18 protein-coding genes are annotated in these 25,717 nt (G+C 45.9%); 2 read left to right on the plus strand and 16 right to left on the minus strand.

Annotated features, from left to right (window positions below; all coding sequences use genetic code 11):
• Positions 1-64: 64 nt before the first annotated feature.
• Positions 65-1,027 carry a D-2-hydroxyacid dehydrogenase gene (locus V1U08_RS20460; RefSeq protein WP_330471334.1) on the minus strand — a complete coding sequence of 321 codons (963 nt, stop codon included), beginning with the start codon at positions 1,025-1,027 and terminating at the stop codon, positions 65-67.
• A 32-nt stretch (positions 1,028-1,059) separates the two neighbouring features.
• A complete protein-coding gene (rluA, locus tag V1U08_RS20465) occupies positions 1,060-1,812 on the minus strand; it encodes a bifunctional tRNA pseudouridine(32) synthase/23S rRNA pseudouridine(746) synthase RluA (RefSeq protein WP_329348824.1) in 753 nt (250 codons plus the stop codon).
• Between the two features lie 394 nt (positions 1,813-2,206).
• Here rluA and V1U08_RS20470 point away from each other — a divergent pair, with 394 nt between their 5' ends.
• Positions 2,207-3,472: an NRAMP family divalent metal transporter gene (locus V1U08_RS20470; protein WP_330471335.1), complete on the plus strand. Its 1,266-nt coding sequence runs from the start codon at positions 2,207-2,209 to the stop codon at positions 3,470-3,472.
• Positions 3,473-3,560: 88 nt separating this feature from the next.
• Here the strand turns inward: V1U08_RS20470 and rapA are convergent, their stop codons facing one another.
• The gene (gene rapA / locus V1U08_RS20475) at positions 3,561-6,470 is read right to left on the minus strand and encodes an RNA polymerase-associated protein RapA (protein WP_014233090.1); all 2,910 of its coding nucleotides are present in this window, start codon (positions 6,468-6,470) and stop codon (positions 3,561-3,563) included.
• Between the two features lie 567 nt (positions 6,471-7,037).
• On the opposite strand from rapA, the gene V1U08_RS20480 reads away from it, so the two are divergent.
• Complete coding sequence (locus V1U08_RS20480; protein WP_014233091.1) at positions 7,038-8,414, plus strand: PhoH family protein; 1,377 nt, start codon at positions 7,038-7,040, stop codon at positions 8,412-8,414.
• A gap of 73 nt (positions 8,415-8,487) precedes the next feature.
• Here V1U08_RS20480 and tldD read toward each other — a convergent pair whose 3' ends face one another.
• From tldD to V1U08_RS20545, 13 genes are all read right to left on the minus strand, one after another.
• Complete coding sequence (gene tldD, locus V1U08_RS20485) at positions 8,488-9,933, minus strand: metalloprotease TldD (RefSeq protein WP_020334495.1); 1,446 nt, start codon at positions 9,931-9,933, stop codon at positions 8,488-8,490.
• An 11-nt stretch (positions 9,934-9,944) separates the two neighbouring features.
• Positions 9,945-10,766, minus strand: a complete 822-nt coding sequence (locus V1U08_RS20490) for a carbon-nitrogen hydrolase family protein (protein WP_330471336.1) — start codon at positions 10,764-10,766, stop codon at positions 9,945-9,947.
• Positions 10,767-10,807: 41 nt separating this feature from the next.
• Positions 10,808-14,686 carry a YhdP family protein gene (locus tag V1U08_RS20495; RefSeq protein WP_330471337.1) on the minus strand — a complete coding sequence of 1,293 codons (3,879 nt, stop codon included), beginning with the start codon at positions 14,684-14,686 and terminating at the stop codon, positions 10,808-10,810.
• An 11-nt stretch (positions 14,687-14,697) separates the two neighbouring features.
• Positions 14,698-16,167 (minus strand): ribonuclease G, encoded by a 1,470-nt coding sequence (gene rng, locus V1U08_RS20500; RefSeq protein WP_014233095.1) that lies wholly within the window; start codon positions 16,165-16,167, stop codon positions 14,698-14,700.
• A gap of 18 nt (positions 16,168-16,185) precedes the next feature.
• Complete coding sequence (locus V1U08_RS20505; protein WP_065297419.1) at positions 16,186-16,755, minus strand: Maf family protein; 570 nt, start codon at positions 16,753-16,755, stop codon at positions 16,186-16,188.
• A gap of 4 nt (positions 16,756-16,759) precedes the next feature.
• The gene (gene mreD, locus V1U08_RS20510; RefSeq protein ID WP_014233097.1) at positions 16,760-17,248 is read right to left on the minus strand and encodes a rod shape-determining protein MreD; all 489 of its coding nucleotides are present in this window, start codon (positions 17,246-17,248) and stop codon (positions 16,760-16,762) included.
• Positions 17,238-18,137: a rod shape-determining protein MreC gene (gene mreC, locus V1U08_RS20515; protein WP_330471338.1), complete on the minus strand. Its 900-nt coding sequence runs from the start codon at positions 18,135-18,137 to the stop codon at positions 17,238-17,240. The genes mreD and mreC overlap by 11 nt, the downstream gene beginning before the upstream one ends.
• A gap of 149 nt (positions 18,138-18,286) precedes the next feature.
• Complete coding sequence (locus V1U08_RS20520) at positions 18,287-19,330, minus strand: rod shape-determining protein (RefSeq protein WP_014233099.1); 1,044 nt, start codon at positions 19,328-19,330, stop codon at positions 18,287-18,289.
• A 152-nt stretch (positions 19,331-19,482) separates the two neighbouring features.
• Positions 19,483-23,379 carry a DUF6701 domain-containing protein gene (locus V1U08_RS20525; protein WP_330471339.1) on the minus strand — a complete coding sequence of 1,299 codons (3,897 nt, stop codon included), beginning with the start codon at positions 23,377-23,379 and terminating at the stop codon, positions 19,483-19,485.
• Between the two features lie 4 nt (positions 23,380-23,383).
• On the minus strand, positions 23,384-23,818 hold the full coding sequence (locus V1U08_RS20530; RefSeq protein WP_065297422.1) for an MSHA biogenesis protein MshP: 435 nt from the start codon (positions 23,816-23,818) through the stop codon (positions 23,384-23,386).
• Complete coding sequence (locus tag V1U08_RS20535; RefSeq protein ID WP_330471340.1) at positions 23,808-24,569, minus strand: PilW family protein; 762 nt, start codon at positions 24,567-24,569, stop codon at positions 23,808-23,810. The genes V1U08_RS20530 and V1U08_RS20535 overlap by 11 nt, the downstream gene beginning before the upstream one ends.
• Positions 24,569-25,177 carry a type IV pilus modification PilV family protein gene (locus tag V1U08_RS20540; RefSeq protein WP_065297424.1) on the minus strand — a complete coding sequence of 203 codons (609 nt, stop codon included), beginning with the start codon at positions 25,175-25,177 and terminating at the stop codon, positions 24,569-24,571. Before V1U08_RS20540 ends, V1U08_RS20535 begins: the two co-directional genes overlap by 1 nt.
• Positions 25,174-25,662 carry a pilus assembly FimT family protein gene (locus tag V1U08_RS20545; protein ID WP_330471341.1) on the minus strand — a complete coding sequence of 163 codons (489 nt, stop codon included), beginning with the start codon at positions 25,660-25,662 and terminating at the stop codon, positions 25,174-25,176. The genes V1U08_RS20540 and V1U08_RS20545 overlap by 4 nt, the downstream gene beginning before the upstream one ends.
• Between the last annotated feature and the right edge of the window lie 55 nt (positions 25,663-25,717).

Raw genomic sequence — 25,717 nt, forward strand, 5'->3', positions numbered from 1 at the left:
CTTTGAAAAATAAGCCCAAAAAAAGCAGACGACTTCGTCTGCTTTTTTATTGCGACAATGATGCTTATACAATGCGGTTTACGCTTTCTCCGCGTTCAAATGCGTTAATATTTTCAATTAAGATGTCAGCTAAACGCTGAATAGAAGAGTCACTGCCCCATGCTACATGAGGGGTCAGCAGCAAGTTTGGCATTGCCATGTTTGCGATCAAAGGATTGCTTTCATCAGCCGGCTCTTGAGTAAAGACATCAAAACCCGCCGCCGAAATTTCACCACTTTGTAGTGCATCCACCGTCGCCTGTTCGTCAACCAAACCACCGCGGCCGGTATTAATCAGGATAGCCGTGGGCTTCATTTGCTTTAACTCCGCGTCGGCAATGAGATTACGCGTGTGTTCACTCAATGGGCAATGCAGTGTAATTGCATCCGATTGCTTGAGAACGTCTTCAAACGGTACATAGCCTTGTCGGCATTCAGCTGCACCTTTTCGTTCAGCAAACAATACTTTCATTCCTAAAGCTTGTGCTAATTTTGCTGTTGCCTGCCCTAGCGCACCACTACCAATAATGCCTAATGTGCTTCCACTAATATCGCCAATAGGGTGAGTAAAAAAGCAAAACTGCTTGTTGCGTTGCCACTCGCCTGCTGCGATATCTTGATGGTAGCCGAAGAGGTTGCGGCGTAGCGCGAACAACATAGCAATCACGTGTTCCGGAACGGTTTGGATCGCATAGCCTTGAACATTCGCAACAGCAATATTATGCGCTGAGCAGTAATCCACATCGACGTTATTAAAACCCGTCGCGGCAACCGCTACCATTCGTAGCTTAGGTAATTGAGTCAGCACTTGCTGATCAAGAATGACTTTATTGCTGATGACAATATCAGCATCAGCTAGTCGTTCAACAACTTGAACTGGGGAAGTAAGACCATACTCAACCCACTCATGCTCAAAGCTAGGACGTGGTACTTGAATATGGTCAGGGATCGTAGCTCGATCAAGAAAGACGACTTTTGGCAGTAACATAACGACTCCTTGTTCACTGCCTTAGAATAAGTTTATGGACGTGGCAGTGTTTTGTAATCTGGTAATTTACGCTCTGGGTCGAAATAGTCAAAGATCATCTCTTCCGCTTCCGGATAAAAATCACACGGAACAAAAATACTGCGTAACCAATGGGTTTTTGGATGGTAAAAGCTCAACTCCGCTGCGTGTAACTCTAAGCGTTCTGAGAATGCCTTGGCCTCGTCCATTGCATAGAATTCATCGCCCACAATAGGATGACCCAAAGCTTGCATATGCACGCGGAGTTGATGAGAGCGCCCGGTAATAGGCAATAGACGCACGATCGTCGTCTTAACACCATTTTCGTGCTCTTCGAGTTTCGCAACCTGGAAAAGTGTTTTGGATGGTTTGCCATCTTCAAAGCAGACTTTTTGCAGCGGACGGTTCGGCCAGTCACAGATCAATGGAAGATCAATCTCACCTTCTTGCTGATCGATATGCCCCCACACTCTTGCATAGTAGATTTTGTGCGTTAAGCGAAACTGAAATTGTTTCTTCAAGGCACTCTCTGCTCGCTTGTTTTTCGCTAACACCATCAAGCCTGAAGTCGACATATCTAAGCGATGTACGACCTGAATATCTGGGTACTGCTCTTGCAGGCGGCTCCACATACTATCGTGATGCTCGGCAAGACGTCCCGGAACGGATAATAAGCCAGAAGGCTTATTCACAGCCAAAATTTGTTCGTCTTCAAAAACGATGTCAATCCAAGGGTCGGTTGGTGGCGTGTATTCAAGCATTGCCATTGGCAGAGTCTCAAGAAATTAAAAACGCCGCGATTATAACGAGGCCTTGTCAAAAAGACATTTTATTTGAAATTAAAAACCCCCACAAACTAAAAGGCATTACAATGTCAACAAGGGGGCAAAAAAACAAAAAATATCGGGATGTAAAATTAGTTTGACAAGGTAAGCAATAAGTTTATAGAGTGCTAGAGAAAGCCTGCTATTCCTGATGCTTCATATCCTTGAAGCCTCACTATTAGACATACAAAAAAATAAATACATTCAGGTTCAAACACATCATTTTTAAACATTACCGTGCGCTTAACGCCATTACTTCTCAGATATAGCGAAATAATGCTGTGAGGTGCTCCCCAAGGCTCGCTTGGGAACAAATAAAATAACAAGGACACGAAGCATGGACTCCGCCGTAACATCACCACCCCAATCCAAAATATCCTTATTCTTTCGCTCGCTAGGCCCAGGGATCCTTATGGCTTCTGCGGCCGTCGGTGGCTCTCACCTGGTTGCGTCGACAAAAGCCGGTGCTATCTATGGCTGGCAACTCGCTGCGCTAATTCTGCTGGTAAACTTTTTTAAGTACCCATTTTTCCGCGCAGGCGTGCAATACACCATGGGCACAGGCAAAACACTGGTTGAAGGCTATGCGGAAATGGGCCGCCCTTACCTCTGGGCATTTTTATTCTTAAGCGCCGTTTCCGCCGTGATTAATACCGCTGCCTTGTTAATGTTCAGTGCGAGCCTGCTGGGCTATTTCATTCCATTTTCGTTATCTATGGCTTCGCTGAGCATCATTGTGATCGCGACGTGTCTGATCATTCTTTTTGCTGGGCACTACAAAGCGCTCGACACGCTATCTAAAGTCATCATGTCGGTATTGACCATTGCAACTCTGCTTGCCGCTGCGATTGCGTTTGGCAATCCGGTAGAACAAGTTGCGAATTTTGAATCACCATCAGTGTGGTCCATTGCTGCAATTGGCTTTATTGTTGTGACGATGGGCTGGATGCCAGCCCCTATCGAGATTTCGTGTTTAACCTCTGCATGGTTAAAGCGTCAGTCCAGCGAGCAAGAAGTGACGGCCCGCTCGGCTCTGTTCGACTTTAACGTCGGCTACATTGGTACAGCGATTCTTGCGATTGTCTTTTTATCGCTTGGCTCACTGATGTTGCATGGCTCAGGTGTTGAGCTGAAAAGTTCTGGCGTCGGTTTCTCTCACCAGCTTGTGGGATTGTATGCCTCAACGATCGGTGAGTGGTCTCGTTACCTAATCGCGGTCATTGCATTCTTCTGTATCTTCGGTAGTACGATCACTGTCATTGATGGCTACTCACGCGTGATTTCGGACTCGCAACGTCTGTTACGTTCGCAGCCAGACACAAATCCGAAAGCAACCTCAGCTATCATGCTAGTGGTCTCTTTGCTAGCGCTGGGTATTGTGACCTTCTGGGCTTCGGCACTACTACCAATGTTGAACTTTGCAATGATTCTGGCGTTCATGACCACACCATTCTTTGCGCTATTAAACTACATTCTTGTGAGTAAAACTGACTTGCCTAAAACATTGGCAGTTGGACCTAAACTGAAGTGGTTGTCGATTGTAGGTTTGATTTATCTGTTCGGCTTCCTGGCGGTGTTTGTCTGGTGGAAGTGGCTAATGTAATTAGCTTCAAAGTATCTAAAACGTACGCAGATAAAAAGAAAAAGGCCTTCAATAGAAGGCCTTTGTTATTTGGTTTAAATACGGATTATTAGTTGTGGCTGACAACAATCAAACGTAATGAGTCCAGCTGTACCTGAGCTTGATTAATGTAGCCTGTCAGCTCTTTAATCTGTGCATCAATCGTTTCAATTTCTTCGTCACGAATGTTCGGGTTGACTGCTTTCAGTGCCTGCAAACGCTCAAGCTCTGCGTTCAAGCTATGCTGCATATCTTGCTGAGCCTGCTTGCGCACTTCTTCGACTTTCTGCTCAACCAGTCCATCACCTGCTTCAATCAAACGGTGCACATCTTTTTGTACCGACGTCACTAGCTTACTGCCAAGATGGCGGTTTACCGGGCTCAGCTGACGGTTGAAGCTTTCAAACTCAACTTGCGCAGATAAGTCGTTACCGCGCGCATCCATCATTAGGCGAATTGGTGTTTTTGGCAGGAAGCGGGCAATGCCGCTGCGTTTCGGAGCCTGAGCATCCACAGCGTAAATCAATTCAAGCAGAATCGTACCAACTGGCAGTGCTTTATTCTTCAGTAAAGAAACAGCAGACGTACCCACGCCTTCACTCATCAGAAGATCGATACCACCCTGGATCATCGGGTGTTCCCAGCTGATAAAGTGCATATCTTCACGCGACAGCGCAGTTTCACGATCAAACGTAATGGTCGCACCTTCATAAGGCAGACCCGGGTAGCTCGGTACCATCATGTGTTCAGATGGCGTCACAACCAATGCGTTTTCGCCTTTGTCATCCTGGTTCAGGCCAATAGTATCGAACAGTGACAAAGCAAAAGTCACCAGATTGGTATCACCATCCGTTGAAGAAATTTTTTCAACGATTTGCTGCGCTTTTTCACCGCCGTTAGAGTGCATTTCTAGCAGACGATCACGACCTTGCTCCAATTGAGATTTCAGCTGTTTGTTCATTTTCGCTGATTCTTCAATAATGTCGTCCAGTTCACTGGTGTCACCAGATGCCAGAATCTCAATCAGAGCATCCGAGTATTTATCGTAAACCGCACGACCGGTTGGACAAGTCTCAGCAAAGGCATTCAAGCCTTCGTCGAACCAACGAGCCAGAATCGCTTGTGACGTACCTTTCAGGTAAGGAACGTGAATATCAATGTCGCGGTTTTGACCGATACGGTCTAAACGACCGATACGCTGTTCAAGCAAATCTGGGTTGAACGGCAGATCAAACATCACCAACTGGTTAGCGAACTGGAAGTTACGACCTTCTGAGCCAATTTCACTACAGATAAGAACCTGAGCGCCACCCTCTTCCTGAGCAAAGTAAGCCGCGGCTTTGTCTCGTTCTAGAATTGACATGCCTTCGTGGAACACGGTCGCACGGATGCCTTCACGTTCACGTAACGCCTGCTCTAACTGCAATGCGGTACTGGCACGCGAAGCGATAACCAGGATCTTCTCACTGCGTTTTTCTGTTACTTTTTCCAGTAACCAGTTCACACGTGAGTCAAATTGCCACCAGCTTGATTCGTCACCTTCAAACTCCTGGAAAATCTCTTCCGGATAGAGGTTTTTCATCGCACGAGCTTCAGAACTCATCTTGCCGCCGATCATGCCAGCGACACGCATTGAGGTTGTGTATTGCTGTGGGATATCCATTGGCATCAAGTGCACATTACGCGCAGGGAAACCTTTGATGGCCGCACGTGTGTTTCGGAACAAAACACGACCTGTACCGTGGCGATCCATCAGGTTGTCGATCAATTCCTGACGGGCTGACGCTTTGTCTTCTTCATCGCTGTTGCTTTCAATAATTCGGAAAAGCGGCTCAACATCCTGCTCAGACAACAGTTCAGTTATTTGGTTTTTAGCGTCGTTAGGCAGTTTTTCACCAGTAAACAGTGAAGTAATCGCATCAGCAACGGGTGCGTATTGCTCTTCTTCCTCAACAAACGCTTCGTAATCGTAGAAACGATCAGGGTCAAGCAGGCGCAGACGAGCAAAGTGACTCTCACGACCTAATTGCTCAGGTGTTGCGGTCAGTAGTAATACGCCTGGTGTGCGTTCAGCCAAACCTTCAACGACTTGGTATTCACGACTTGGTTTGTCCTGGCTCCACTCTAGGTGATGCGCTTCATCGACAACCAGTAGATCCCACTCTCCTTCCAGAGCTTGCTCAAAGCGCTTACGGCTTTTGCGCAGGAAATCCAGTGAACACAATACGTATTGCTGGGTATCAAATGGGTTTTCTGCATCCGCGAAGGCTTCAATACAACGCTCTTCATCAAAGATTGAAAAATGCAGATTGAAACGACGCATCATCTCTACCAGCCATTGGTGTTGCAGTGTTTCAGGCACCACAATCAAAATACGCTCAGCGCGACCCGACAAGACTTGCTGGTGAATGATCATACCCGCTTCGATGGTTTTACCCAGACCAACTTCATCGGCCAGGAGTACACGAGGCGCGTGACGGCGACCGACTTCATGCGCAATGTAAAGCTGATGGGGAATCAGACCAGCACGCATACCGCAAAGACCACGCATTGGGCTCTTATGTTGTTCAAACTGATTGGTGAGTGCACGGTAACGCAGAACGAAGTTGTCCATACGATCGATTTGACCTGCGTACAACTTATCTTGAGGTTTGTTGAAGCGAATTTGGTTGCTGAGGAAAATTTCGCGCAGTACGACTGCGGTTTCCTGAGTATCTTCACGGGTACCGAAGTAAGTGTACAGACCTTCATCTTCCAGCACTTCTTCGACCTTCAGAGACCAACCTTCCTGGCAATCGATAACATCACCAACGTTAAACGTCACTCGGGTAACAGGTGCATCATTGCGTGCGTAAACTCGGTTTTCCTCTGATGCTGAAAACATCAACGTCACAGTACGAGCATCCATCGCAACTACCGTACCCAAACCTAAATCGCTTTCCGTATCACTAATCCAGCGCTGCCCCAAAGCAAATGTCATGAATTGACTACCTCGTTATTAATTCTTGATTCGTATTTCTTGTCGGTCTACTCATGCCCTCAGGCATGGATAATAGTTTAGATCTGATTCTGGCTTCTGCTACGCCGATCGCACTTGTCATGCCACTTTAGACTGAGCAATATTTAGTCAGCTCAACATGATAAATTGCTCGTAGCCTATACGCAGAAAAAGGCCGCTAATATTACTTTAAGCTGTGATTTAGGTCACGTCGAAACCGCACTAACAGGGAACTTTTTTTCCCAAATCGTAAGTGCAATCAAATTGTAAAAAAACCATGTCAATTATTACATTGCTGCAAGCAAATATTACGTATACTTTTGATTAGGAGCGTTTAAATTTATTGCATATACCATTGGCATAGAGTTTAAGCGCATAGGTACACGATTAGGATCAACACGGGTTTGCATAAGTTGTCTTGCTACTCAGTTGCACACTAACCGACGATAGCCCGACAACCTCTATTGCAAGCAATCAGAGTTAAGTCAGTTCACCCTTAAAGTGACTTAACAACTCGCAAGCACAGCCGCACTTAGGCAAGGAGACGCTATGGGCGATACCGATCGGAAACTTTTTGTACTTGATACCAATATTCTTCTTCACGAGCCCTTCGCTATATTCTCTTTCAAAGAACACGATGTCGTCATACCTATGACCGTTTTGGAAGAACTCGACCGAATTAAAGACAGCAAACGCGATGTTGCACGAGATGCTCGTGTTGCGATTCGCGCTTTGGAAGACATGTTTAAAGATGCTACGCCAGATGAGATTTCAGAAGGCATTCCAGTATCAAAAGACAATCCAGATCAGGGAGCTATTTCTATTTTGGCGGACTTCGAATTGCAGGAAACCGTCAAAGCCTTCGCCGACAAAGCTGGTGACAACCGCATCCTCAACGCGGTGCTTTATCTGCAAAACAAACGAGCACCACGTGAAGTGGTGTTAGTAACAAAAGACATCAACATGCGTCTTCGCGCCAAAGGAGCTGGCGTACGTTTTGTTGAAGACTACCGAACCGACCAACTGATTGACGATGTTCAATACCTCACCAAAGGCTTTCAGCAACGTGAAGGCGATTTCTGGAGTGGCATTGATGAAGTCGAAAGCTACGCTCTGGGCGGAAAAACCTACCACAAGCTCAGCCGTGAGCCTTTTGATCCAACATTCATAAACCAATATGTGATTGATGAAGACAGCGACTTTGCTGGCCGCGTTGAAACCATCAATGAAGACAAACTTACCCTGCTCGACCTTAGTCGCGAACGTATGATGCATCGCCGAGTCTGGGATATTACGCCGAAGAACATCTACCAAGCGATGGCATTAGATGCACTCGTCGATCCGGACATCGATTTGGTGATCCTGACAGGTGCTGCGGGTAGTGGTAAAACCCTGTTAGCCATGGCGGCGGCCCTTGAACAAACCATCGAGAAAAAGATGTTCGATAAGATCATCGTAACCCGTAACACGCCAGATATCGGCGAATCGATCGGGTTCCTGCCTGGCTCGGAAGAGGAAAAAATGATGCCATGGTTGGCTGCGGTGACCGATACGTTGGAAGCGCTGCATAAGCACGACCATTGCACAGAAGGATCTCTGAAATACATTTGCGATAAAGCCAACATTCAGTTCAAATCGATAAACTTTATGCGAGGCCGTTCGATTCAAAATGCGTTCGTACTTCTTGATGAATGCCAAAACTTAACCGCTTCACAAATCAAGACCATCATCACCCGTTGTGGTGAAGGCACCAAAATCGTCTGTTCCGGTAACCTGGCCCAGATCGATTCCCATTACCTAACACCAGTTACATCTGGTTTGACTTACATGGTTGAACGCTTCAAGAACTTTGAAGGCAGTGCGAACATTCACCTTAACGGTGTGGTACGTAGCCGTCTGGCAGAGTTTGCGGAAGAAAACCTATAGGCTTAAATTCTCTTTTACTCAAAACAAAAGGGCGCTCCAATGAGCGCTCTTTTTATGATTTGTAGCGTTAACGTTACTCTGTACCACCAACCGTCAGTGAGTCCAGCTTCAGCGTTGGCTGACCTACGCCAACAGGAACACTTTGCCCTGCTTTACCACATACACCGACGCCTTTGTCGATGCTCAGATCGTTACCGACCATCGAAACCTGCTGCATGGCTTCTATGCCAGAGCCAATCAGTGTCGCCCCTTTCACCGGACGCGTGATTTTACCGTTTTCAATCAAATACGCTTCAGACGCAGAGAAGACAAACTTACCTGAGGTAATATCGACCTGACCGCCACCAAAGTTTGGCGCGTACAGACCTTTTTCCACAGTAGAGATGATCTCTTCAGGTGTGTGTTCACCCGGCAGCATGTAAGTATTGGTCATGCGTGGCATCGGCAAGTGCGCGTAAGACTCACGGCGGCCGTTACCGGTTGGGTTAACACCCATTAGGCGCGCGTTAAGCTTATCTTGCATGTAGCCTTTCAATACGCCATTTTCGATCAGTGTATTGTACTGGCCATTGACGCCTTCATCGTCGACGTTCAAAGAGCCGCGCAGATCTTTCAGTGTGCCATCGTCCACAATGGTACAAAGCGAAGACGTCACTTGCTGCCCCATTTTACCCGAGAAAACCGACGATTCTTTACGGTTAAAGTCACCTTCTAAGCCGTGGCCTACCGCTTCATGCAGCAAGACGCCCGGCCAGCCAGAGCCAAGTACCACAGGCATCATGCCAGCTGGTGCCGCTTCGGCTTCTAAGTTAACCAAAGCCATGCGAATCGCTTCGTCGGCATAGTGGAAGGCTTGCTTCACGCCGTCCGTTTCAGAAAGGAAAAAGTCGTAACCAAAACGACCACCACCGCCTGCACTACCACGCTCGCGGCGTTCCCCTTTCTGGGCTAATACGCTGATAGACAAACGCACTAATGGGCGAATATCGCCTGCGTAAGTCCCGTCTGTTGCGGCCACTAGCATTTGTTCATGTACGCCACTGATGCTGATAGAGACTTCTTTGATCAACGGCTCTTTAGTACGGATGTAAGCATCAAGCGATTTCAGCAGTTCGGTTTTTTGCTGTTTTTCCCAACCTGCCAGAGGGTTAACCGCTTCATAATAAGCTTGGTTATCCGTGCGTTTAAAGGCCTGCACCTTACCATTTTGACCTTGCTGGGCAATGCCTCGCGCCGCGATAGCACTTTGTTTAAGACCGTCCAGATTAATTTGGTCGGAGTATGCGAAGCCGGTTTTTTCACCGGTTACAGCACGAACACCGACACCACAATCAATATTAAAAGAGCCATCTTTGATGATGCTGTCTTCTAGAACCAGAGACTCATGCCAGCTGGACTGAAAGTAAATGTCCGCATAATCGATCTGACGTGTCGCAATGCTGGCGAGTGTGTCAGCAATGTCTTGTTCTGTCAGACCATTTGGGGCGATGAGTGCCTGTTCTATTTGGTTTGTGCTCATAGTTAGCTCTTTTATTTCCGTCTCAATTCATTTTGAAAGCGACTGTGTTGAGTCAGCGGCATATTCTGCCTTACTTGCTGGGTTTGTGACAAATCTATCTCTGCCACCAACAAACCGACTTGGTCTTGAAATTGTTTGTGAATGCGTCCCCAAGGGTCAACGACCATCGAGTGCCCCCACGTTTTTCGTCCGCAAGGATGGGTACCAGTTTGATTGCTGGCCAATATCCAGCACTGAGTTTCTATCGCTCTGGCACGCAATAGTATCTCCCAATGTGCTTCACCAGTCACAGCGGTGAAGGCAGCAGGAACGACAATGATCTCCGCACCAGCTAAACGCAGCTCTTTGTATAATTCAGGAAAACGTAAGTCATAGCAAATACTCAAACCAACACTGCCGATATCTGTTTCTGCGACCACCATTTGGTTACCCGCTGTAAAGGTATCAGATTCTCGATAGCTGCCATGGCCGTCTGCAACTTCAACGTCAAACATATGCAGTTTGTCATAATGAGCAATGCACTTACCATGCGGCGGAAGGACTACGGTAGTTGTCGTCACGCCTCTGGCCGTTTGAATAGGCATGCTACCGACGATCAAAGTCAGTTGGTTGTGTTTAGCAATATCAGCCAAACGCTGTTGTAACACACCACTTCCGAGCGGTTCGGCATGTTGATGGTACTCTTCACGGCTGGCAAACAATACTGAATTTTCGGGAGTAAGAACCAGTTTCACTCCCTGACTAGCCGCTAATTCACACTGTTTTTCGATAAAGGCCAGATTCTCTTCGATATCTGGACCAGAAGTCATTTGAATGATGCCAACACGTTCCATGTGTTTTTCCTTCCTTAAATTCCTTTGAAAACTGAGGTGGTTTATTGTGCCTGCTCACGCAGCTTTTCTGGCAGCTTATATTCACCCTGACTACGCGATATCTCTTTAACCGTCGGTGATTCGAGCGGCCCTTTGACTTCATAGTTGACTTGAGTAAATACCTCAACCACTGGAGAAATCACCGTCGAGATAGCCAACACGTACAAAGCGGTTTGTGGCGCTACGGCGAAGGCTGTCAGCATTGGTAAACCAGACGTAATATCAGGAGTAAATTTCACCTCAGCATCCACTAATCTTTTCGTTACGTCAGCCATGCCACGAATCTGCATTTCCCCGGCGAGCGCATCCATGACGATATCATTGGTGACGAAGATGCCATCTTGAATCTTGCCCGTGCCAGTAATCGAATTGAACGCCATTCCGTTATCAAATACGTCGGTAAAATCGAGCTGCATCTTACGAATGATAGAGTCCAGACTGAACAAGCCAAGCAAACGAGCCGCTCCACTTACTTCGCTGATGACCCCTTTGCCAAATTCCGTCGATACATCACCCTGTAGTGTTTGGGTTTTCATCGACCAAGGTGCGCCATCCCACTCCATATTGGCATTAAGTTCAAATGGCGCTTGCTGGATCCCTGAAGTAATGCCAAAGCGTTCCATAAGATCGGTATTGTTATCGCCTTTAACCTTGAAGCTCAAATTGGAATGACTGCGCTCGTCAGTCAGTTCCCACCAACCACTCATATCAATGCTGTTCTTGCCACTACTGAAGTTAAGCTTTTTCCACTCCAGACGATCATCGCTACGTTGCAAGTCGACATTCACCTTGCCCACTTTATACCCTTGCAACCAGAAATCATTAATTTTCAGTTTTAAGTTTGGCATTTCATCGTGAAATTGGCGGTCAAATTTGGTGATTAACGGCGCACTTTGATCTTCACTAGCAAAGATGGAGCTTCGCTCTTTCTCGATTTCATCGAAACCTGGAATGTACAAATGCAGATGATCTAACGATACCGACAAGTCATTCGGTTTCAGATAGTTCGCTGTGCCTTTTACTTCCTGACTGTTCACCCGCATTCGCCAGTTTTCTTTCTTTTTACTGGCATTAAGGTCAACGTCATGAAATTCAATCTTGGCGAGCTTTAAGCTCTGAGTCTCAATGTCTACCCGGGTTGGTAACGGGATTGTCGGCGTCTTCATATTGGAGAGTACTGAAGGGGCACTATTCGAAGGTACATTCAGCAATTCTAACCACTTGTCGACATCAATTTCATCAAGACGTATTGAGGCATCATGTCCGATAACTGGGGTCGTCTTGAAACCACCTTGTCCAACCATCAAATTGGTCGCAGTGAGGAGCGGTACCTCACCAGTAATGTCTATCTCCGTCTGGTATTTTGCGTTAGGAATCTCCAAACGGGCAGAAATGTTCTCTTGGTTTCCTGATGCCTGTAACTTCGCCAGACCAGACTCGCCCGCTTTTTTCGCTAGCGGATACGGATACTTACTGACGACTCGATTGAGTTGCGCTAATACGTCAACTTGATAGGTAAAACCCACATCATTAAGCTGTAAGCCGATGTCCATTTGCCACGGTGCGTGACCAGAAACTAAGTTCAGCCATCGCTCCCCAACATAAGGTTTGAGTGGTTCTACGTCCCAGTCGCCCAGCGTATTGATAGTTACATCGTAGCCTTGCTCAGCACTTTCGCCGCGGAAATCGACTGAAATTGGCTGCGTGAGTAATTCTGCTGCGAGGCCTGAAGTCGTGACCACATCATTATCAAAATTGATGCGTCCGGTCGCGTTTTCCAAAGTCATTGGCGGCGCATCAATATCGACGCGATTGTCTTTCAGATCCGCGTAACCCCACGCTCTAGGTTCATTCTCTTTATTAAACGGAATATTGAGCTGGAACTCTGAGTAAACCGAACCACTGACTTGTAACGCCGTCAACGCCGCACCGACCGAGTCAACTAATGGCGTCGCCATCATGTAATCGCGGACTTCATTACCCGGCGCTCTGGCTTTGGCTTCAATCTCAATATGTCCGTCCGGAGCCAGTCTCGGAATGCGGCCAGTAATTCGCTCAGCAGCAACGCCATTGAGTGTCGCCGACTTTGAATCCAGGTACATGACATCATTTTCGAACAACAAATCCAACTGTAAATCGGTAATAGATGGCCAAGCAGTATCAAAGCTGAATTTTGCGTCTTTAAGGCCGACCCAAGCCTGAAACATACCGTCATGTTGCTTATACGGGAAATCGCCAAGTTCGCCGTACCACAGCAACTTGGCGGTATTCACTTTACCGCCTTGAATCGCGGTAGAAAGGTAATCGGTCAGGTCTTGCCCTAAAGCTAAGGTCGGTAAGTAACGCCAGGTTTCGCCAGCATTGTACAGATCCGCCTCGGCGTAGAATGACAGGAACGGACTTTGGTCTTTCGGGAAATCTAAGCGGAAAGCACCCAAAACCTGTAAATCGGGGGTAGCGGCAGTCACTTTATCTGCCCACAAACGCCAGCCTTGTTGGTCTTGTTGCCAGACAATCTCGACTTCGCCTTGTTTAATATTCAGCGGCGCCTGAAAAACGTCACCATAAGGGAAGACATCATCAATCACCGTCACATTGGCTTTAGCCTGATTAACGTTACCCGACACGCTTCCCTGAACATGCTGGAAACCCGGCAACAGCTTCCACTGCGTCAAACCCAGCTCATCAAGTTCAGCGGAATAGCGCAACGTCTCCCATCCACCATTCATTGATAGACGGATATCTTCCAGTCGTCCTTTCGGCTCTATTTGATTGATAAATTTACTGGTCGACTCAGACTCTGGCGCAAGCTTTATCAGCGGCGTGATGGATTCAATATCGATTTCAGAGAGGTTAAGCGCCCACCCGGAAGGCTGCCAGTCAAACGCAACGTCTAGCTCTGGCCATTGCTTTTCATCTGTACGAACTTGAAGTGAGTGACCATTTACTTTCCATCCATTTTTATCGGGTAGCAGCTTAAAGATACCGGATTCAATGAATAGTTCATGGCTGCCATTTTCGTTCCAGACTAACTCTGACGGCTGCAGTTCTACATAAGCATAATTAGGCTGACTGTGTTTCAGGGTTAGCCAGGTATTTAAGCTCACTTTACCGGACTCGACGCCGGATTCCACTTGCATATACGTGGTTAGCCAAGGCGCAACAGAGACATCCTGAGCACTAACATAAAACTCACCCGAGACATCGCGCAATGAACCATGGTCTTTAAAGTTAGCACTTACCAACAGGGAGTTAATCTTAGCATCGGCGATACTAACCGTCCCTTCTGCTAGATGGCGCTTACCCTGATTGCTCCAACGGAGTCTTTCGATATCCAAGCGTCTCGTTTCACCGGAAACGGATTTATACCAGATACGCGAATTCGTGATGGTGAAGTCTTCAAACTGACGCAGCAACAGTGAATCTAATTGGTCGATTAGCTTCACTTCACTTTCCCCGGATGTCGCCACGGGCATTTCGCTTTCAGCATTCGGCAGAAGACTGACGCTGCGAATATCCAGCGCTAAATTGTGGATGGTGAGATCCGCTACGACGGGTTTGAACTGGAGAAGTGACTGAATCAAATCAAATTCAATCTGAAGTTCATCAACGGCGAAACGCGCTTCCTTGTTGTTCGGCAGGTTCGCTTCTAAACCAAGTAACGCAATAGACGGGTGGCTGTTTTGCCAAGAGCCAGCAACGCTGGAGATAGAAAAGTCAAAACCTGTGCCTTGTTTGACCCAGGTTTTGATCTCATCTTGGAAATGGTCGAGCTGTGGTAATGTGACACGCAATGTCGTCACGACAATCGCGAGTAAAACCAAAACAGTGGCTAAACTCCACGCACAAAATCGCCCCAAACGGTTAAAACCAAAATTCACAAATGTCCCAATTACATCATTACAACGTCAAACTGTTCCTGAATGTACAGAGGCTCAGCCTGAATTCGAACTTGCTTACCAATAAAGACTTCGAGTTCTGCCAGCGCATGTGACTCATCACCAAGTAATGCTTCTGCAACGAACGGTGACGCATAAACAACAAAGTTGTCAGCATCGTACGCTCGATTCACTCGGGTGATTTCGCGCAGAATCTCGAAACATACTGTCTCGACCGTTTTCACTGTGCCGCGACCTTCACAAGTAGGACAACCAGAACAAAGAATATGTTCAATACTTTCGCGCGTACGTTTACGAGTCATTTCAACCAGACCCAGTTGCGTAAAGCCGTTAATGTTGGTTTTTACGCGGTCTTTCGATAACGCAGCTTCAAGAGAAGTGAGAACACGTTGACGATGCACTTCAGAGGCCATGTCGATAAAGTCGATAATGATGATGCCGCCAAGGTTACGCAAGCGCAGCTGACGAGCGATCGCCTGCGTGGCTTCAATATTGGTGTTGAAAATCGTCTCTTCTAAGTTACGACGTCCGACAAACGCACCAGTGTTAATATCAATGGTCGTCATCGCTTCGGTTTGATCAATGATCAGGTAACCGCCAGACTTAAGCTCAACTTTACGTTCCAATGAGCGTTGAATCTCGTTCTCCGTATCGTACATATCGAAGATAGGCTTATCGCCTTCATAAAGCTCAAGTTTGTCGGTCAGTTCAGGGACATATTCCGAGGTAAACTCTTGTAGATTGTCATACTCCAAACGCGAGTCGACCAGAATCTTATCCAGCTCTGTGCCAACAAAGTCACGCAGAATACGCTGCGCGAGGCCGAGCTCACCGTAAAGCGTCGAACGCGTTTTATATTTAGAACGACGCTCCATAACTTTAAGCCATAAGCGCTTTAAAAAGGCCGCGTCCTGAGAAAGTTCTTTTTCATCCGCACCTTCTGCCGCGGTACGAATAATGAAGCCACCGTGTTCATCACAGTATTGGTTAACGACTTTCTTCAAGCGTTCACGTTCACGTTCACTTTCAATGCGTTGTGATACGCCTACGTGGCTTGCGCCAGGCATGAAAACCAAGTAGCGGGAAGGAAGGGTAATGTCGGTCGTTAAACGTGCGCCTTTGGTGCCAAGCGGATCTTTAACCACTTGCACAACGATATCCTGCCCCTGGCGAACCAGCTCAGAAATATCACGAACCTGAAACTGTTGCTTTTCGTTTTCGGCAACACACTCTGTATGCGGTACGATATCAGACGCGTGCAAAAATGCCGCTTTATCTAAACCGATATCAACGAAAGCCGCCTGCATACCCGGAAGTACGCGGCTGACTTTACCTTTATAAATGTTACCTACGATACCGCGACGAGACTCGCGTTCGATATGAATTTCTTGTAGCACTCCACCTTCAATCATGGCCACACGAGTTTCACTCGGGGTCACGTTTAGCAGCAATTCTGCACTCATGTGCACACCTCAAAATAATTATAAAAATTCTTGAATTAGCTGATCGGTTTCGAACAAAGGTAAGCCTACTACTGCGTGATAACTGCCTTCGATTCGGGTGACAAAACGTCCTCCGAGTCCCTGAATACCATAACTTCCAGCTTTATCGCATGGTTCGCCTGACTGCCAATATTGTTCGATTTCTTCGTGAGTCAATGGCTTGAACCAAACATCAGTGATAACCACCACTGAATGTTGTTTTTGCGATGAAACGACACTCACCGCGGTCATTACCTGATGGCGACGACCAGATAAGCGAGTAAGCATACGCTTCGCATCTTCGAAATTTGTTGGTTTCTCTAACACGTGGTCATCACATACCACCACAGTGTCAGAGCCTAATACAACGGAATCAGGCTTAGCCAACGCTAAGCCTGCCTGAGCTTTTTCCAGAGAAAGGCGCAACACATAATCTTGCGCCTGCTCATGGGCCTGTTTGGCTTCCTCAACATCTGGCAATACGATGTCAAAATCGTAACCCAGTTGAGCAAGCAACTCCTTTCTTCTTGGAGAGCCCGAAGCGAGAACGAGTGATAAGCTTTTTTTCACACTTTTACCTAACGTGCCATGCTCGACGCACTCGTCGCATTAATAAAAACATCCATGGCCAAAGTATACAGTTTATTGCCGCCGTCCACAGGGATAATGGGTTAAATACTACGTCCTGGTTCAAATATTCCCCACAGAATATCAAAAGTTCCAGTAACACGGTAAAAAACGCAATTAAAATCGATTGTTGCCACAATGCCATATTACGGATTAACAAGAAGTTCAGCGCGACCAAATAGATGATGATCGACATCATCATGCCCCGAATTCCCAACGTCGAACCGACTAATATGTCCCATATCAGGCCCAGAATTAAAGCACTACCAACGTTAACGCGGTTCGGCAAAGCCAACACCCAGTAACAGGTGACTAAAAACAGCCATGACGGACGGAATAGCTCCAGATCTCCCGGCCACGGAATAGTTTGCAAAACCAGCGCAACAAAGAAGCTAACGCCAATAACCATTCGGCTTCGAAATACATTACTCGCCATCAGTTACCTCTTGTTCCACTTGCTCTGCATTTTCATCAACATTGGATTGCAACACTTTGTGCTGACGATCTTCATTTGGCCAAATGAGTAGAAGGTATCGCAGACGATCAAACTCAACCACTGGCTCCGCTTTAATGGACGCGAACTCCTGACGAGTATCGTGATCCACGATAGTGACATTCGCAACCGGATAACCTTCTGGATAAATACCGCCTAATCCTGACGTCACTAACAAATCGCCAACCTGAATATCAGTGCTGGTTGGAATATGTTCGAGTTGGATTTCATCCATTTCACCATTGCCGGACGCGATCACTCTGATGTCGTTACGGATAACCTGAACAGGAATGGCGTTCTTAGCATCAGTCAGAAGCAATACTCGAGCGTTATGCGCTGCAACAAACGTTACCTGACCCACAATGCCTTTTTCGTTGATAACTGGCTGACCCACGTACACACCGTCGATCTGGCCTTTATCTATCACGACCTGATGGCGATAAGGTGACGTGTCGACCGCCATAACTTCTGTCACGACTTTCTTCTCATCGCGGACAAAGGATGATCCCAACAGTTTGCGTAAGCGTTGGTTTTCTTCTCTATATTGATCGAGCAAGATCAGCTCGCTTTTCAGACGTAGCACTTCTCGCTTTAAATTACGATTGCCTTCCACGAGCGTCTGACGAGTATTAAAACGCTCAAAGACACCATCGAACATACTACGAGGTAAATTAGCGGCATACTGAATTGGCGCGACAGCACTGTTCAGTAAAAATCGAACGTTAGAGAACGTATCCAGACGACTATCCGCCAGCATTAAGCTCGCCGACATGATGACAGCAAAAAACAGACGTAATTGCAGAGATGGTCCTCTGCCAAAGATCGGATTCATCTTGTTTTTGACCTGATTGCTTCCATAGCTATTGAGCCTTAATTGGCAACCTGAAATTTTGCATTAAATACGTTCAGGTATGGAGCATATTTGAATTACAGAGAGAGCAGAAATGAAGGTGAAGCTCGCTTTGAGCTCCACCTAAACTTTTATTCTTCAGAAAATAGATCGCCGCCGTGCATGTCGATCATTTCTAGTGCTTTACCGCCACCACGAGCCACACAAGTCAGTGGATCTTCAGCGATAACAACTGGAATACCAGTTTCTTCCATCAGTAGACGGTCTAGATCTTTCAGTAGTGCACCACCACCAGTCAGAACCATGCCGTTTTCAGAGATATCTGACGCAAGCTCTGGTGGACACTGTTCTAGCGCAACCATCACTGCCGATACGATACCAGACAGCGGCTCTTGCAGCGCTTCAAGGATTTCATTTGAGTTCAGGCTGAAGCTGCGAGGTACACCTTCTGCAAGGTTACGGCCACGAACTTCAATCTCTAGAACTTCATCGCCAGGGTAAGCTGAGCCGATTTCGTGTTTGATTTTCTCTGCTGTTGCTTCACCAATCAAGCTGCCGTAGTTACGACGAACGTAATTGATAACAGCTTCATCAAAGCGATCACCGCCGATACGAACAGAAGACGAGTAAACCACGCCGTTTAGCGAGATAACCGCTACTTCAGTTGTACCACCACCGATATCGACCACCATCGAACCCGTCGGCTCAGACACACGCAGACCAGCACCAATTGCTGCCGCCATTGGCTCATCGATTAGGTAAACTTCACGAGCGCCAGCACCTAGTGCCGATTCACGAATCGCACGACGCTCAACTTGAGTCGAACCACAAGGAACACAAACCAAAACGCGTGGGCTCGGTTTCAGGATGCTGTTGTCGTGCACCTGCTTAATGAAGTGCTGTAGCATTTTTTCTGTCACGTAGAAATCAGCAATCACGCCATCTTTCATCGGACGAATAGCAGAAATATTACCTGGTGTACGACCAAGCATTTGCTTTGCTGCGTGACCGACTGCAGCAACGCTTTTTGCAGAACCTACACGATCTTGACGAATAGCAACTACAGAAGGTTCATCAAGGACAATACCTTGCCCCTTTACGTAAATTAGAGTGTTGGCTGTACCTAAATCGATAGATAGATCGTTAGAAAACATGCCACGAAGTTTCTTAAACATACTCTTCGTTCATCCTGCAAAGATATAAAAGACAAAAATTGTCCTAAATGTACCAATGCCTCGCTGTCACAGCAAGGTATTGGTACACAAACATGGGCGGAAAGCACCAATTTCTTGCAGTTTCCTAACTTAAGCGCAAAAACCGAAGTTTGTTACTGAGCAGTTAACCCCGGCTCACCACGGTAAATCACGCGGTCATTACCACGGTGGATTCCAAAGGTAACGACAGAGGATGGGTTTTCTTCTCCGGCTAGGTCTTTATCCCAGTTGTATTTGAGCCAAGGTAAACCATTTGCTTCCAAATCTAACCAAACGCGAGTTTGCTGACGATACGATTCTGCTTGCGTTGCAGTTACAGAACGAGAAGAACCAAAAGACACTTCACCACCAGCTCCTAAATTAACGTCTTTTGGAGCAGCGCCTTCACCTGTTGGCCAGATATGATCCTGTTCCCACTTAATACCGTTTATATCTGTTTGGCTATCATTTGAGTTAACAACAAATCGGCTGCCATTCCAGTATTCAACATGTAGTGGAACATGTAAGGTGTCCCCTTGACGTCCACCTACATCATCAAGGTCAACACGACCGAAACGGATGTCGGGCTGGACATTAAGTTCTTTTGTACCAATAGTCACACCAGTTTTGTCTACTGAGGATGAGGATTGAGCAATAGAAATTGAGGTATCCGATGATTTCTCTAAGTAGTTCAAAGGACCATCGGGTTTAGACACCACTTTATTCCATACAAGATCATTGGCACTAAATTGACCAACACTTTGCCCTGACACATATGGTTTGTTACTGCTGTTTAACCATTCGCCTGAATATGTGCTTAGAGCACTAAATCTACCTATATATTTAGAGTCACTTTCATACAAGTTAAACTTCGCGAAGTAATCATCGAAATAAGCATAGTTACGCAGGGCTCCGCCCCCTTTCGACAACGCTTCAATGTAGAATTGTTTTAGTCCAAAAGGCTGTCCCATATACGTAAAACTTTGTTCATTGGGGTATGCCCAAAGAGTGGACATACCAGCTTCTACATTTTCGTAAACGCTAAATTGTCCGGGATAGAATCGGCCGACAGTCAAATTGCCATCTTGGATTTTGAACGCGTTACTACCAAGATAGAGTGATTTATCCAATTCATCGCCATTTTCATCGGTTGCAATAGGTGCTTGCACCTTAAACTCAAAAGCCCCCACGTCAGACACAGATTGATCAAACGTCACACTGCCACGAGACCATTGACTTGATTCAGGTAGCTTCTCATTCAGAAGTTTGGCTGATGAGCCAGTTGACGGATACTTAACGCTGTTGCTGATTACAATATTCTTTTCTTGATAGTTCTTAGCTATAGAACCATCACCTTGATAAGCCCTTATCGTCAAGTCAAAAACTTCGCCAGCAGCTGTAAACCCTTTTGAGCAACCAGAATAAAAGTTCTCACACGTACCATTTTTATTACTACTGCTCGCAGTTAACTCAAGCCGAGCAGGGAAACTAACAAAACTGCTAAAGTTTCCAGAGTCAGAATCATCTTTAATTCTTGCTTTAACGCTGATTTTTCCTACCTCAGGATAACTGAGGTCAAAGTTGGCTTTACCATGAGACGTAAAGTACACATCATTGATGGTTGTCCAACCTGTTGTATTGAGCTGTACTGGCGCGCCAAGCTTTCCATTCGAGCCTTTAAAGCGAACAGTAACCGTTTCACCAGACTTTGGCTGCTCATACGCAAACATCATTTCAATATCCTTGACGATGTCTGTTTCTGGCATTGAAGGTACTGACTCACACAAACTGACAAACGGGGTACTGCTGTACTGCTGGCTGCCGTCTTTAGCAAAGAATGGCAGAGCGGCAACTTTATCGGGAACATCTACAGTAATCGAACTATCAAAATGCATGGTACACGCAGGATCAAAATCATTTTTCCCATTTAACTTACATTTTATAGGCTCAATATTCGGTGTCTCGATGGAAGTACGATCAATACCAAGTTTGACACTCTCAGCTCCCTGTGAGCGAATTTGCAAATTCACTTGATGCTTAAATGTCAGTGTATTATTTGAAATGCTCTGTCCATTAGAGAACTGCCACTCAGCATTAGATAAACCTGTAAGTGTAACTTCTAGCTCTTCAGGATTAGTCAACTCACTTGGGGGATAAGTTTCTGTACACTCGGAATCCATGCAAGCAGTTAAAGTCACTCGTTGCGCATCACAAACATCTCCCGAACCGTCATATTCAAACCGGAAATGGTCTATTTTAGGCTCTAGGTTGAATTGGTCAGCACATAACTTTAAATTTGCCACTTCATGGATATTAGTGTTTAAACCAGTACCCGCAGTGATTGAAACGATAAAGTTCTTTGGTGGTTCTGGCTGTCCGAAATTCTTCATTACATCGAATGGCTCTATGATAGATTCCCATTCCGAATTATTAATTCTTCGCTCAATTGATACCCAAACACCACTCGCTCGCCCAGGAATATCTTCTCGGCTATCAACCATCATTCTATAGCGATGAACATCAGATGAGTTTCTACCTGCCAAATAGTTGTCGTGGCTATCGTACCCTCCCTTCTCATCTAAAGAGCCCACATTTGTGTTATTTGCTATAAATTTATAACCACCAAACCAAGCATTGGATGGTGAGCCATTGAAGGATGCCTGATAACCCGCACCACGTATAGCGATCGAGTGCTTTTTCCGCCCCGGACTAGTATCACTAGGTTCAACACTCCCCTGAGAGGAGAAGTTACCATATTCATCAATACCAAATGCTATCCATCCACCCGCAAACCCTTCCATATCGGGTTTGACACCATAACCAAGTGCACCACCCGTTGCGCCTGGCGAAGGGGGTATATTTGCATCAGATAGAACAATAGCAATACCATCACCACCAGGGTTGGTAGTAGAGCTACGTGCATAATGATCAAATTCGATTTGAACTACATTATCATCTGACGGAATCGTCACCTTATATGCGGAAGCTGTCGATTGATCATTTTTGTTGGTAGATACTTGAAAACGGTTACCAACCACCTGTGGCTTAGCCGTACTAGCAGTACGCCCCATTACCGTCCAGTTTTGTAAAGGGTTCTCACCAGTGAAGTCTTCATTAATACAAATCTGAGGGTCGGGAAGTGGCTCTGGCTCCGGCTCCCAACCACAAATCGACTCAACATATGAAATTGGGCACTTAGCAGGGGCATAATCGCAATCAGGCTCATTCACTCCACAATAAATGTCACTCTGCGGATCAGAACTTGGGGTTGGGTTAATCGAGCCGCAGATGTCTGCCTGTTTGAGTATTGGTTGGCCATGAGACTTAATAGCATCGTGCAACGCAAAAACCCCATTTGAATTACCATTACCACTGCCCTGACCATTGCTTTTTGAGTTTTCAACAGTAACCGTGCGCCCTTTAGATTCGAGCGTACCACAGACTAATGTTTGCTTAATGTAAATTGCATGTAAAGCCGTTACATTGCCAAAGATCTTGTTATGAGTAGAGCTCTTAGTTTCATCATCACCAGTCGTTACGTCACCACCATCAGAGGTAATGTTGCCTTGGATAACACTATGTCTTAGCGTCACATCGTTATGTGCATGTATATCACCCCAGACCGTACTTTTGTTACTAATTACTATGTCTCTATAACCACTTGAGTTTTTATTATTTCCTTTGCTGAATCCACCTCGTTTCATCACCTGCAAACGGGAAGGAGAGCTTGAGGTTTTTAGGTTGATTCGCTGCTGTTGGGTACCTACATTGTTCTTCCCTTCAAGAATAATGTTACCGCTCACTGCTTCGAGCGTGATAGGGGCTCCATTTGACTCTCCGGTATAGATTACTGAATCACCTTTCTCTAACGTGATGCCACCAGTGATACATCGATAAACGTTACCGAGTAGCTGACCCGAGCCTGTATCACAAATATTGATACCTGATTCCGCCAGATCATATGTAACGTTCTTGGCATACGAAAAAGCAGACAAAGTAAGAGAAATGAACAGTACTAAAGTCTTTTTCATCATTCTACTCCCTAACCCAAACTTCTTGCTGACGCTGCACTTGAGACAGCCCAGAACCACAAATGGCGGTTGCTTGCACTCTAAATAAAGACTGTGCCTCTGAGGTTCCCTCATTCAGAACCCCCAACTTCAAACAACTCATCTTATTAATCCTACATGCCGTATTCTGTGTAACATTAGGGGTTGCACCGCTGACCTCATTCAAACAAATATCTGCGATATCAGGATCATCATCGTTAAGCGGGTACAACTCTGTCAGCGCCCATTCGTTGGCAGATTGAGCGACAAACCAGGCTTTTGTGCCTAAGAACTCCCGAGTTAGTCCACTTTGATTTGACCAACTGATTCTCATAAGAGAAGCAGCTAAATAACCCATCACGATAATGACAAAAAGCACCACGATAAGAACATTACCTTGCTGATTTCGTTTACGGAACATTGAGCACCTGCACGTCTTGTTGGTAAGCACTTTCTTCACCGTTCTGCTCTAATACTAAGTCCATATGGACAATACCACCTGATTGAAGTGTACGAAGCTGAAACTCAAAAGCTATAGAGCTAACGTTGGCAGAAATGGTTTCCACATTAATCATATCTTCATGATGGGTAACAGATATATTACCCCGTTCAATGACGTTCTTTTGTTCATTCCAACAGTAACGAACACCAAAGTTGGGATTGAACAAATAAAAGCGAGAGCCAACAGAGTCGCTACTGAATGAACTCGCGCCACTAATTGTAAAGACACCAGTTGCACTGGATTTTTCTTCTCCCCCAACATCCATATCACTCGTAGAGTTATATAAATCATCAAAGTAGGAGGGGTTTATAATCATTCTTAAATCATCAGGAACTCTATCGTAAACGGTGCGATCTGCTTTTACATTTCCGACGAGAAATTCAATATTGTCTACGCCTTGTCTACTATAAAAGCCAGCTAGTGAGGTAGGAAAAAAGGAAAGACAACGGCCTCCCTGTGTAACCTCAAAGCTATTCGGCACCGCATGACGAATCTCTCGGGACATTTTTTCAATCACAAACTGCGCTTGAGTTTGCAGCCTTTGCCGCGCAATACTGTCAGAGTACCCTTGGACACCAAGGCGCAAATAAGCTGCGATACCGAGCATAATAATGCTGCCAATGACGATCGTGATGATCATTTCTATCAAGGTAAAACCACGTATTTTCATCAGTAGTTTCCTCGAATCGCAGACAGTATCAAAGGCTGAACTCGCCCAGCGTAAATAGTCATGGTGATCCGTTTATAATCAGTAACATCGGTTGAAGCGCTACCATTTTCCGTAACATAGTTCACATCAACTTCTACACGAAAGTTTTTGTAGTCACTCTGCATGGCATTACCCAGTACATTTTTTAACTGGTAATGCTTACCTGAATACTTTTCGGCACAACTTGATTCAGTGCCTTCGGTATACCAACAACCCATATAATCGTCGACATCATTAAAAGAGCCAGGGTTGGATAATTCTTCTCCATATAGGGTATCGATACCCAAACTCGAAGAACATAAGTTCAAAGGGTTGTCTGGGTGGGGATTATCTTTGGGCTCTCCACAACGTACCAGCCCACCATCAAAATCACTCCATTGATCGAAACCACGTGCAAGAATTTGCGACATAAAGCTTTGGGCTAAAGCTGAGGCACGGGTTTGATAATGGGGATTGGCAGAATCTCTAACCTGAGGAACGAGAACGGAGGTGAATGCCACCATCGCTATGCCCATTAAGACAATCGCGATGATCATTTCAATTAAGGTCATGCCGCGAACTTTTTTCATAAGCACAATCCTTTTGAAACATAACCTTGGCTGTTGATATCAACTTCACAACGGCTACCGCCATTCTTATTCTCAATGAGTATGGAGACACCGCTACTTGCCGAGTTCAGGGGATTTCCAAGTAAGCTAAAATCAATGGGGCTTTCAACATCGCCTTTAATGGAGAACTGAGTAGAATCATCAGCGACAAAATCACTACGAGAATCTTGCTGACTATCTCCAAGCGCACAGGCGGCCACTGAGCCAATACATGAACTTGAAACTTGTAGACGAAAATTGTCATCCGAGTCATCAATATTCGACTGCATTCGATTGACTTGTACCTGACGAATCACAGAAATGACTTGCTCCTGAAGTACAAATGCAGAAAAGCTGCTTTTGCCGATAAAACGGCTAGCCGCAAAAAGAGAAAGGATGGAGAGAAGAACGATCACTAGGATCAATTCTGTTAATGTAAACCCTAATGTAGAGCTGCGAATTTTCATAACCCGACCTTAGGCTAAAACTTAGGACAAGCGACTTAAGTATACGATGAATTTA

This window comes from Vibrio sp. YYF0003 (assembly GCF_036350715.1).
GTDB lineage: Bacteria > Pseudomonadota > Gammaproteobacteria > Enterobacterales > Vibrionaceae > Vibrio > Vibrio natriegens.